The 10,496-nt window shown below is 41.5% G+C and carries 11 protein-coding genes; 10 read left to right on the top strand and 1 reads right to left on the bottom strand.

Going from position 1 to position 10,496, the window contains the following annotated elements; translation table 11 throughout:
- Window positions 1-626: 626 nt before the first annotated feature.
- The 8 genes from rpmH (at window position 627) to noc (ending at window position 8,119) form a co-directional block, all read left to right on the top strand.
- Window positions 627-761, top strand: a complete 135-nt coding sequence (gene rpmH / locus bslm_RS20250) for a 50S ribosomal protein L34 (RefSeq protein ID WP_003178075.1) — start codon at window positions 627-629, stop codon at window positions 759-761.
- 151 nt (window positions 762-912) lie between these two features.
- Entirely contained in the window at window positions 913-1,263 is a 351-nt protein-coding gene (gene rnpA / locus bslm_RS20245; RefSeq protein ID WP_003242628.1) for a ribonuclease P protein component, read from the top strand.
- Between the two features lie 144 nt (window positions 1,264-1,407).
- Window positions 1,408-2,193, top strand: coding sequence for a YidC family membrane integrase SpoIIIJ (spoIIIJ, locus tag bslm_RS20240; RefSeq protein WP_010886648.1), 786 nt, complete (start codon window positions 1,408-1,410; stop codon window positions 2,191-2,193).
- Complete coding sequence (jag, locus tag bslm_RS20235) at window positions 2,190-2,816, top strand: RNA-binding cell elongation regulator Jag/EloR (protein ID WP_003243764.1); 627 nt, start codon at window positions 2,190-2,192, stop codon at window positions 2,814-2,816. The genes spoIIIJ and jag overlap by 4 nt, the downstream gene beginning before the upstream one ends.
- A gap of 310 nt (window positions 2,817-3,126) precedes the next feature.
- The gene (gene mnmE / locus bslm_RS20230) at window positions 3,127-4,506 is read left to right on the top strand and encodes a tRNA uridine-5-carboxymethylaminomethyl(34) synthesis GTPase MnmE (protein ID WP_046381482.1); all 1,380 of its coding nucleotides are present in this window, start codon (window positions 3,127-3,129) and stop codon (window positions 4,504-4,506) included.
- A gap of 20 nt (window positions 4,507-4,526) precedes the next feature.
- Window positions 4,527-6,413, top strand: coding sequence for a tRNA uridine-5-carboxymethylaminomethyl(34) synthesis enzyme MnmG (gene mnmG / locus bslm_RS20225; protein ID WP_003226825.1), 1,887 nt, complete (start codon window positions 4,527-4,529; stop codon window positions 6,411-6,413).
- Window positions 6,414-6,426: 13 nt separating this feature from the next.
- Window positions 6,427-7,146, top strand: coding sequence for a 16S rRNA (guanine(527)-N(7))-methyltransferase RsmG (rsmG, locus tag bslm_RS20220; RefSeq protein ID WP_015250777.1), 720 nt, complete (start codon window positions 6,427-6,429; stop codon window positions 7,144-7,146).
- A gap of 121 nt (window positions 7,147-7,267) precedes the next feature.
- Entirely contained in the window at window positions 7,268-8,119 is an 852-nt protein-coding gene (noc, locus tag bslm_RS20215) for a nucleoid occlusion protein (protein WP_015250778.1), read from the top strand.
- A gap of 50 nt (window positions 8,120-8,169) precedes the next feature.
- Here noc and bslm_RS20210 read toward each other — a convergent pair whose 3' ends face one another.
- Entirely contained in the window at window positions 8,170-8,610 is a 441-nt protein-coding gene (locus tag bslm_RS20210) for a PH domain-containing protein (RefSeq protein WP_015250779.1), read from the bottom strand.
- 247 nt (window positions 8,611-8,857) lie between these two features.
- On the opposite strand from bslm_RS20210, the gene soj reads away from it, so the two are divergent.
- The gene (soj, locus tag bslm_RS20205) at window positions 8,858-9,619 is read left to right on the top strand and encodes a sporulation initiation inhibitor protein Soj (RefSeq protein WP_003219244.1); all 762 of its coding nucleotides are present in this window, start codon (window positions 8,858-8,860) and stop codon (window positions 9,617-9,619) included.
- Window positions 9,612-10,460 carry a stage 0 sporulation protein Spo0J gene (gene spo0J, locus bslm_RS20200; RefSeq protein ID WP_003226832.1) on the top strand — a complete coding sequence of 283 codons (849 nt, stop codon included), beginning with the start codon at window positions 9,612-9,614 and terminating at the stop codon, window positions 10,458-10,460. Before soj ends, spo0J begins: the two co-directional genes overlap by 8 nt.
- Window positions 10,461-10,496: the final 36 nt, after the last annotated feature.

Below are 10,496 nucleotides of genomic sequence, written 5' to 3'. Positions count from 1 at the left end.
CTTCCGGCACGTCCCTCCTTTTCTTAGAAAATGGCGTCTTTCTCTGTTATAGAACACAAAAAAAGAGCAAATGGCGCTTACCATTCGTACACATTAAATGTTGAAAACATATAATATAGTAGATAAATAGCTTTTCGACAAATTTCACAACTTGTGGACAACCTTCTACACAAGCTGTGTGAAATCAATCCACAACTTATCCACACTTTGTGGATAAAGAGGAAAGGTAGGATTAGTAATCAAGAGTTAAAACACAAATATAATACCAAAATAAACGAGAGCTTGCAATGGTTGTCACAATCTTATCCACAAAGCGGACAACCTGTTGAAAAAACCTTGTCCACAGGGGTTGGTAATGTGAAAATGTTGTCGATAACCTCTGTGGATACTAAAAAAAGCCGAAAAAGATATCCACATGCGTGATTTTAGGGGCAAATTGTTTGAATTTGTCTTTTTTCCGTAAAATTAAGGAATCTAAAAAATAAGGTTTCGAAAGTTGAAAAGGTATGGTATCCTATTATGGTTGCAAGAAATAAAAGCACTAGTGAAGTTGACAATGAATAGGTAACGCAAATATAATAAGTAAGACTGTCTTTAACAGCTATTCCTCGAGGGAGGTGTCATAAATGAAAAGAACATTCCAACCGAATAACCGTAAACGCAGCAAAGTTCATGGCTTCAGAAGCCGTATGAGTTCAAAAAACGGTCGTCTAGTTTTAGCACGCCGTCGCCGCAAAGGCAGAAAAGTATTATCAGCTTAGGCCACTGAATAATGTCAGTGGTCTTTTTTCACGTTATGGGAAAAGATAGATGTGATGCGTAATGAACCGGGGCATGCTTCCTGGTTCAGATGCATCTCATGTTCATAATAAATTTTAAAAGTTTCTGCCAGCCAGTATCGGAGTGAGTCATTTGAAGAAGCGAAATCGTTTAAAGAAAAATGAAGATTTTCAAAAAGTGTTTAAACATGGGACATCAGTTGCAAACCGCCAGTTTGTCTTATATACGCTTGATCAGCCTGAAAATGATGAACTGCGTGTCGGGCTTTCCGTCAGCAAAAAAATTGGCAATGCTGTGATGCGAAATCGGATCAAACGTTTGATTCGGCAGGCCTTTCTTGAGGAGAAAGAGAGACTGAAGGAAAAGGATTACATCATTATTGCCAGAAAACCGGCGAGCCAGCTGACATATGAGGAAACGAAAAAAAGTCTGCAGCATCTATTCAGAAAGTCTTCATTATATAAGAAATCTTCGTCAAAGTAGGCATCACCACTGCTTTCTTACAACTTTTAAAAGCGCTTCCTTTCTGGTTGATCAGAAAAAGACACCATTTAAAACTGAAAGATGCTAAAATACATACAAGTATGCTTTGCAATAAAAGAGTGTAAAGATTAATTATAGGAGGAAATGTTGTTGAAAAGGAGAATAGGGTTGCTATTAAGTATGGTTGGCGTATTCATGCTTTTGGCTGGATGCTCGAGTGTGAAAGAGCCGATCACTGCAGATAGTCCGCATTTCTGGGACAAGTACGTAGTATATCCATTGTCTGAGCTCATTACGTATGTAGCGAAATTGACGGGAGATAACTACGGGCTTTCAATTATTCTAGTTACCATTTTAATTCGTTTATTAATTTTACCGCTGATGATTAAGCAGCTGAGAAGTTCGAAAGCGATGCAGGCTTTACAGCCGGAAATGCAAAAGCTTAAAGAAAAATACAGCTCAAAGGATCAAAAAACGCAGCAAAAGCTTCAACAGGAAACAATGGCTTTATTCCAAAAGCATGGTGTCAATCCATTGGCGGGATGTTTCCCGATTTTGATCCAGATGCCGATTTTAATTGGATTCTATCATGCGATCATGAGAACCCAGGCGATTTCAGAGCATAGCTTCTTATGGTTTGACTTAGGAGAAAAAGATCCTTACTATATTCTTCCTATCGTTGCCGGTGTCGCTACATTTGTTCAGCAAAAACTGATGATGGCTGGCAATGCGCAGCAAAATCCGCAAATGGCGATGATGCTTTGGATTATGCCAATTATGATTATCGTATTTGCGATCAACTTCCCGGCGGCTCTTTCTCTTTATTGGGTAGTTGGTAACTTGTTTATGATTGCGCAAACTTTCCTCATTAAAGGACCTGATATTAAAAAAAATCCTGAGCCGCAAAAAGCCGGAGGAAAGAAAAAGTGAGGAATGTGACTGCTGCAGGGCGAAATGTCGATGAAGCAGTACAGTCCGGATTGCAAGAGTTGGGATTAACGAAGGATAAGGTAGAAATTACTGTTATTGAAGAGGGAAACAAAGGGTTTCTCGGTATTTTCGGTAAAAAGCCTGCGATCGTAAAGCTGGTTGAAAAGATTGATCCGATTCAGCAAGCGAAGTTATATCTTCAAACGATTGCCGAAGCCATTGCCGGGAAGTCTGATGTGACTGTTCAAGAAAGCAAAAAGACAGTGAGATATCATATAACAGGTGAAAAGGCAGCATTGTTGATTGGGAAAAGAGGACAAACTTTAAACGCCCTTGAAACTTTGACACAGCTTGCCCTTAACCGTTATCCAGGCCAATATAAAAATGTGACGGTGGATGCAGAAAACTATCGTTTGAAAAGAAAAGAAACACTGAGCCAGCTGGCCATCAAGCTTGCTGACCAAGTTTTGAAAACGAAAAAATCCATCCAGCTTGAGCCCATGCCGTCCAGCGAAAGAAAAATTATTCACGATACTCTTTCTGGATATGCAAACCACCAGATCAAAACATATTCAATGGGTGAAGGCGAAAATCGTCATCTCGTTATTTCCCATAAAAGATAGCATAAAACCGAAGTCCGATAAAAATTGGATTTCGGTTTTTTTGTATCCGAAAAATCTACTTTTCCTAGTAATATCAAGGTTTTGCCGTTTAAGTTTTTTCTTTTTAGGTGTATCCTGTTGATAAAAAGGAAGTTCAGGAAATAAAATTAATTGTTATTCACATGTGGATAAGTTAAAGTAATAAGGGACGAATTTCTATTTCTGTGGATAACAAATCTTCCACTTCGAACCAAACTATGTTATCTTTTAGTTTTGGCATAATAAAAATTTTTTTATATAGATGAAGTATAAGTAAAGAGAGGTGAACAACATGGATACAATTGCGGCAATTTCCACACCGATGGGAGAAGGCGCGATTGCGATTGTACGGTTGAGCGGACCAGAAGCCATTCAAATCGCAGATAAAATTTATAAGGGACCGAAGGGGAAAACACTCAGCTCGGTCGAATCACATACGATTCATTATGGTCATATCGTAGACAGACCTTCGGATCGTGTCGTTGAGGAAGTAATGGTATCAGTGTTAAAAGCGCCGAGAACTTTTACACGAGAAGATGTCATCGAGATTAACTGTCACGGGGGAATTGTGACTGTGAACCAAGTGCTGCAGCTTGCATTGAGAGAGGGAGCGAGACTGGCAGAGCCTGGTGAATTTACGAAACGTGCGTTTTTAAACGGCCGAATCGATCTTTCACAGGCGGAAGCGGTTATGGACTTAATCAGAGCGAAAACGGACCGGGCAATGAACGTTGCTATGAATCAAATGGAAGGGCGTCTTTCTGCTTTGGTGCGCCGTTTGCGCAGTGAGATTTTAGAAACACTGGCCCATGTTGAGGTGAATATTGATTATCCGGAGTATGATGATGTAGAGGAAATGACGCATCAGATTTTAGTCGAAAAGGCAACCGCCGTGAAAAAGGAAATTGAGACGCTGCTGAGGACTTCTGAGCAAGGAAAAATCTTGCGTGAAGGTCTTTCTACCGTCATTATCGGCCGGCCAAACGTAGGAAAATCATCTCTTCTGAACAGCCTCGTTCATGAGGCAAAAGCCATTGTAACCGATATTCCCGGAACGACACGGGATGTGATTGAGGAATACGTGAATGTAAGGGGCGTTCCGCTTCGTCTGGTTGATACAGCAGGTATTCGTGAAACAGAGGATATTGTTGAGCGAATCGGTGTTGAACGTTCTCGCCAGGTCCTAAAGGAAGCGGACCTGATTTTACTTGTGCTTAATTATAGTGAAGAGCTTTCTGAAGAAGACGTGAAGCTTTTTGAAGCCGTTGAGGGCATGGATGTTATCGTGATTTTGAATAAGACTGACCTTGAGCCAAAGATTGACACTGAACGTGTCCGTGAGCTTGCCAATGGACGTCCAGTTGTTACGACATCTCTTTTAAAAGAGGAAGGCATCAATGATCTGGAAGAAGCGATTCAATCACTGTTCTACACGGGTGCCATTGAAAGCGGTGATCTGACTTATGTCAGCAACACACGTCACATCTCTATTTTACAGCAAGCAAAACGCGCCATTGAAGATGCGCTTAGCGGCATCGAACAGGATGTCCCGATCGACATGGTGCAAATTGACCTTACAAGATGCTGGGAGCTTTTAGGGGAAATCATTGGAGATTCTGTCCACGAAAGCTTAATTGATCAGCTCTTTTCTCAATTCTGTTTAGGAAAATAATTAAAGGAGGAACTAGAATCATGGGGTATGAAGCAGGCCAATACGATGTGATTGTGATTGGCGCCGGGCATGCCGGTGTTGAGGCTGCCCTCGCATCTGCACGCCAAGGCGCCAAAACGCTTGTCTTGACCATCAACCTAGATATGGTTGCATTTATGCCATGTAATCCGTCTGTCGGCGGCCCCGCAAAAGGGATTGTCGTCCGCGAAATTGACGCGCTCGGCGGAGAAATGGGAAGAAACATCGATAAAACACATATTCAAATGAGAATGCTGAATACAGGAAAAGGTCCTGCGGTTCGTGCATTGCGTGCGCAAGCAGACAAATTCCAATATCAGCACGAAATGAAAAATACGCTTGAAAAAGAACCAAACTTAACATTGCTGCAAGGAATTGTGGAGCGGCTGATCGTTGAAGACGGCGAATGCCGAGGCGTTATTACACAAACAGGCGCACATTATCGTGCGAAAGCAGTTGTCATGACGACAGGGACATATTTAAGAGGACGTATCATTCTTGGCGATCTGTCTTACTCAAGCGGCCCGAATAACCAGCAGCCTTCTATTAAGCTTTCTGAGCATTTGGAGGAACTCGGTTTTGACCTTGTTCGTTTTAAAACAGGTACGCCGCCTCGCGTTAAAAGCGACACGATTGATTACAGCAAAACGGAAATTCAGCCTGGTGACGATGTGCCTCGCGCTTTCTCATATGAAACAGTGGAATATATCACAGATCAGCTCCCTTGCTGGCTGACATATACAAGCCCTGAGACACATGAGATTATTGACAGCAACCTGCACCGTTCACCGATGTATTCCGGTATGATCAAAGGTACGGGCCCAAGATACTGCCCATCCATTGAAGACAAAGTTGTCCGTTTTAATGATAAACCGCGTCACCAAATCTTCCTTGAGCCGGAAGGCAGAAATACACAGGAAGTCTATGTCCAAGGTTTATCTACAAGTCTTCCAGAAGACGTACAGCAAAGAATGCTTGCAACGATTCCTGGACTTGAAAACGTGCAAATGATGAGAGCCGGCTATGCGATCGAGTATGATGCAATCGTACCGACACAGCTATGGCCGACACTTGAAACCAAAAAAATCACAAACCTTTATACTGCAGGCCAAATTAACGGAACATCCGGTTATGAAGAAGCTGCGGGACAAGGGATTATGGCGGGAATCAATGCAGGACGAAAAGCGCTTGGAAAAGAAGAAGTAATTCTAAGCCGTTCTGACGCCTATATTGGTGTTCTGATTGATGACCTTGTGACAAAAGGTACCAATGAGCCATATCGTCTTTTGACATCACGTGCGGAATACAGATTGCTGCTTCGCCATGACAATGCTGATTTGCGTCTGACAGAAATCGGACATCGCATTGGATTGATTTCTGATGAGCGCTATGCGGCTTTTGAGAAGAAAAAAGCGGCGATCGAGGCGGAGAAAAAACGTCTTCATTCTGTAATTATCAAGCCGTCTCCGGAAAATCAAGAATATATCCGTTCTCTTGGCGGAAGCGAATTGAAAGATGGAGTTCGCGGCACAGACTTGATGAAACGTCCTGAAATGAACTATGAAACAGTCACAAAACTGGCGCCGCCAGAAGTGCCGGTTCCTCAAGACGTGGCAGAACAAGTAGAAATCCAAGTGAAATATGAAGGATATATTGAAAAATCTCTTCAGCAAGTGGAAAAACTGAAGAAGATGGAAAATAAAAAAATTCCAGACCGAATTGATTATGACGCAATTAAGGGGATTGCGACCGAGGCGCGTCAAAAACTGAAAAATGTACGGCCTTTGTCTGTTGCCCAGGCTTCCCGCATTTCCGGTGTAAACCCGGCGGACATTTCAATTCTATTGGTGTATTTAGAGCAGGGACGCATTGCGAAGATAGCCGAATAGAAAGGATGACGGCATGAATATTGAAGAATTCACTTCTGGTTTGGCGGAAAAAGGGATCTCCCTTTCTCCCCGTCAGCTGGAGCAATTTGAGCTGTATTACGACATGCTGGTTGAATGGAACGAAAAAATCAATCTCACTTCAATAACAGAGAAAAAAGAAGTGTATTTAAAGCATTTTTATGATTCCATTACAGCTGCTTTTTATGTCGACTTCAATCAGGTGAACACGATTTGTGATGTTGGAGCGGGAGCGGGTTTTCCAAGTCTGCCGATAAAAATATGCTTTCCGCACCTCAATGTCACAATCGTGGATTCACTGAACAAACGGATCACGTTTTTAGAAAAGTTATCTGAGGCTTTGCAATTGGAGAATACAACATTCTGCCATGACAGAGCTGAAACGTTCGGGCAACGGAAAGACGTGCGTGAAAGCTATGATATTGTGACAGCGCGAGCAGTTGCGAGATTATCTGTTTTGAGTGAGCTTTGCTTGCCTCTGGTGAAGAAAAACGGTTTATTTGTTGCTTTAAAAGCCGCATCAGCGGAAGAAGAACTGAATGCAGGCAAAAAAGCAATCACGACGCTTGGAGGAGAACTTGAGAATATCCATTCTTTTAAGCTGCCTATTGAAGAAAGCGATCGTAATATTATGGTGATACGCAAAATAAAAAATACACCTAAGAAGTATCCAAGAAAACCGGGAACTCCTAATAAATCGCCAATTGAAGGGTAATTTAGACAGCCTGATATGACAATACCATCATATTTTCATCAAAATTGATGGATGTACAGCAGGAAAAACCATGAGAAAATAGAATTATAAAAATGGCAGTTTTTAAAGGTGGTGTAGGTACATGAAGCATTCATTCTCTCGTTTCTTCGGGCTTGGTGAGAAGGAACAGGAGCCGGAGATTGCTGAACATGATACAAATAAAGAAGAGATTCTGGAAATACCGGTAAATGCTATCGTTCCCAACCGTTTTCAGCCACGCACCATTTTCTCAGATGAAAAAATCAAAGAGTTAGCAATGACCATTCATACACACGGCATTATTCAGCCGATTGTTGTTAGGCATACAGAAGAAGAAGGCCAATACGAACTCATTGCAGGTGAAAGACGCTGGAGAGCGGTGCAATCGCTTGAGTGGGAAAAGATTCCGGCAATTATTAAGGATTTTTCCGACACGGAAACCGCTTCTGTGGCGTTAATCGAAAACTTGCAGCGGGAAGAACTGTCTTCTATTGAGGAAGCGCATGCTTATGCTAGGCTGCTTGAGCTGCATGATTTAACACAGGAGGCACTCGCACAGCGCTTAGGAAAAGGGCAGTCTACAATCGCGAATAAGCTTCGGTTATTAAAGCTGCCTCAGCCGGTCCAAGAGGCGATTATGGAGAAGAAAATCACCGAGCGCCATGCCAGAGCGCTGATTCCGCTGAAACAGCCTGAGCTCCAAGTCACACTGCTCACAGAGATTATTGAGAAAAGTTTAAATGTAAAGCAGACGGAAGACCGCGTGGTGAAAATGCTGGAGCAAGGCAAGAGAAAGCCAAAGCCGAGACGCAAAGCATTCAGCAGAGATACAAGAATTGCGATGAACACGATTCGCCAGTCACTATCAATGGTGGAAGACAGCGGTGTAAAATTGAATACAGAAGAAGAAGAATTTGAAGAATATATTCAATTAACGATTCGCATACCAAAATAGAAGCTCTCCTGAAAAGCAGGAGAGCTTTTTATATTTTCAATAAAAGGTAATCACTTACTTTTAGTGAAAATTATTATATTAGAATTCTTTTCTTTGAGTTTGTGGATAAACTCTTCAGATTTTTGCGGTGAAATTACTGCATGTCCCCATCCCCCCTGATAATATATTGTGATGGCATGGCGAGAGCCGATCAGACGAAAACCGGACCATAGTTTCTTTTTTTGAACGACTTTATCGATTTTTTCATAAGGAATTTGATGTTTGATCAATCCGGCTTTAATGATCAGATGGTGTTCCTTCAATACATATTTTAGGTCAATAAAGCTCCAAATGATGAGTCCATTTAAAAGAGTCAGCAGAATAAAAATGATCCAGCCGGAAACTCTCATATTTCCCAGCACAAAAGGAACAATGGCATCTGCTTGTATCAGTAATATGAGAAACACAATCATCAGCGTAACGGGTACATCTCTCTTCGTTTGATAAACCATTTTCTCACCATCCTGTTTCCACGTTCTGTACTGTGACTTCTTCTTTTTTTCTTTAAGAAATTCCTTTTTTAAGTCAAAAAAACATAGAAATTGCAGAATTTATAAGAGAAAGCATAAAGCGTGCTTGAATTTTCAATTATTTCCCTTCTGATTCGGAACAAAATGATGAAAAAAATGAAACGCTTTAATCTTTTTTTGATAGAATAGAAGCAAGATAGTACATGTTCATGTGAAAGTAGGTGACATCGTGGGAAAAATCATAGCAATTACGAACCAAAAAGGCGGGGTCGGCAAAACAACGACGTCTGTCAACCTTGGGGCATGTTTGGCTTACATAGGGAAAAGGGTTCTGCTGGTAGATATTGATCCGCAGGGAAATGCGACAAGCGGATTAGGGATTGAAAAAGCCGATGTAGAGCAGTGTGTGTACGATATTTTAGTAGATGATGCAGATGTAATAGATATTATTAAAGCAACGACAGTAGAGAACTTGGATGTGATTCCTGCGACGATTCAGCTTGCAGGGGCTGAAATCGAGCTGGTTCCTACAATATCAAGAGAAGTGAGATTGAAGAGAGCGCTTGAAGCAGTAAAGCAAAATTATGATTATATTATCATTGATTGTCCGCCGTCATTGGGCTTGCTGACGATTAATGCCCTTACTGCCTCGGATTCCGTTGTGATTCCTGTACAGTGCGAATATTATGCCTTGGAGGGTCTCAGCCAGTTATTAAATACAGTACGTCTTGTGCAAAAGCATTTGAATACTGATTTAATGATTGAAGGTGTATTGCTGACAATGCTTGATGCCCGGACAAACCTTGGCATTCAAGTGATTGAAGAGGTTAAAAAGTATTTTAGGGATAAAGTATATAAGACAGTTATTCCGCGTAATGTCCGTCTGAGTGAGGCACCGAGTCACGGAAAACCCATCATTTTATACGATCCGCGGTCAAGAGGTGCGGAAGTATATTTAGATTTAGCAAAGGAAGTGGCTGCGAATGGCTAAAGGCCTTGGAAAAGGGATTAATGCGTTATTTAATCAGGTAGATTTGTCTGAAGAGACAGTTGAAGAAATTAAAATTGCCGATTTACGCCCTAATCCTTATCAGCCAAGAAAACACTTTGATGACGAGGCATTAGCTGAACTAAAAGAATCTGTGTTGCAGCATGGCATTCTTCAGCCGCTTATCGTCAGAAAATCTTTAAAAGGCTATGATATTGTTGCGGGTGAACGGCGTTTTCGAGCGGCAAAGCTGGCAGGTTTAGATACAGTTCCGGCCATTGTCCGTGAATTATCAGAGGCGTTAATGAGGGAAATTGCTTTATTAGAAAACCTTCAGCGTGAAGATTTATCTCCGCTTGAAGAGGCTCAGGCATATGACTCCTTGTTGAAACACTTAGATCTCACACAAGAGCAGCTTGCCAAACGTCTTGGGAAAAGCAGACCGCATATTGCGAATCATTTAAGACTGCTGACACTGCCAGAAAATATTCAACAGCTTATTGCCGAAGGCACGCTTTCTATGGGACATGGACGCACGCTTCTTGGCTTAAAAAACAAAAATAAGCTTGAACCGCTGGTACAAAAAGTGATTGCGGAGCAGCTCAATGTTCGCCAGCTTGAGCAGCTGATTCAGCAGTTGAATCAGAATGTTCCACGTGAAACAAAGAAAAAAGAACCTGTGAAAGATGCGGTTCTAAAAGAACGAGAATCCTATCTCCAAAATTATTTTGGAACAACAGTTAATATTAAAAGACAGAAGAAAAAAGGCAAAATCGAAATTGAATTTTTCTCTAATGAAGACCTTGACCGGATTTTAGAGCTTTTGTCTGAACGAGAATCATAAATGAAAAAACCATCTTTCAAACGAAGATGGTTTTTA

This window comes from Bacillus sp. LM 4-2, from assembly GCF_000978495.1.
Lineage (GTDB): Bacteria > Bacillota > Bacilli > Bacillales > Bacillaceae > Bacillus > Bacillus subtilis.
This window is presented reverse-complemented; position numbering and strand designations above follow the sequence as displayed.

Excerpts from the sequence above, each read along its gene's own strand:
- rsmG (WP_015250777.1), top strand. The coding sequence starts at position 6,427 with ATGAATATTGAAGAATTCACTTCTGGTTTGGCGGAAAAAGGGATCTCC.
- spo0J (WP_003226832.1), top strand. The coding sequence starts at position 9,612 with ATGGCTAAAGGCCTTGGAAAAGGGATTAATGCGTTATTTAATCAGGTA.
- spoIIIJ (WP_010886648.1), top strand. The coding sequence starts at position 1,408 with ATGTTGTTGAAAAGGAGAATAGGGTTGCTATTAAGTATGGTTGGCGTA.
- noc (WP_015250778.1), top strand. The coding sequence starts at position 7,268 with ATGAAGCATTCATTCTCTCGTTTCTTCGGGCTTGGTGAGAAGGAACAG.
- rpmH (WP_003178075.1), top strand. The coding sequence starts at position 627 with ATGAAAAGAACATTCCAACCGAATAACCGTAAACGCAGCAAAGTTCAT.
- mnmE (WP_046381482.1), top strand. The coding sequence starts at position 3,127 with ATGGATACAATTGCGGCAATTTCCACACCGATGGGAGAAGGCGCGATT.
- mnmG (WP_003226825.1), top strand. The coding sequence starts at position 4,527 with ATGGGGTATGAAGCAGGCCAATACGATGTGATTGTGATTGGCGCCGGG.
- bslm_RS20210 (WP_015250779.1), bottom strand. The coding sequence starts at position 8,610 with ATGGTTTATCAAACGAAGAGAGATGTACCCGTTACGCTGATGATTGTG.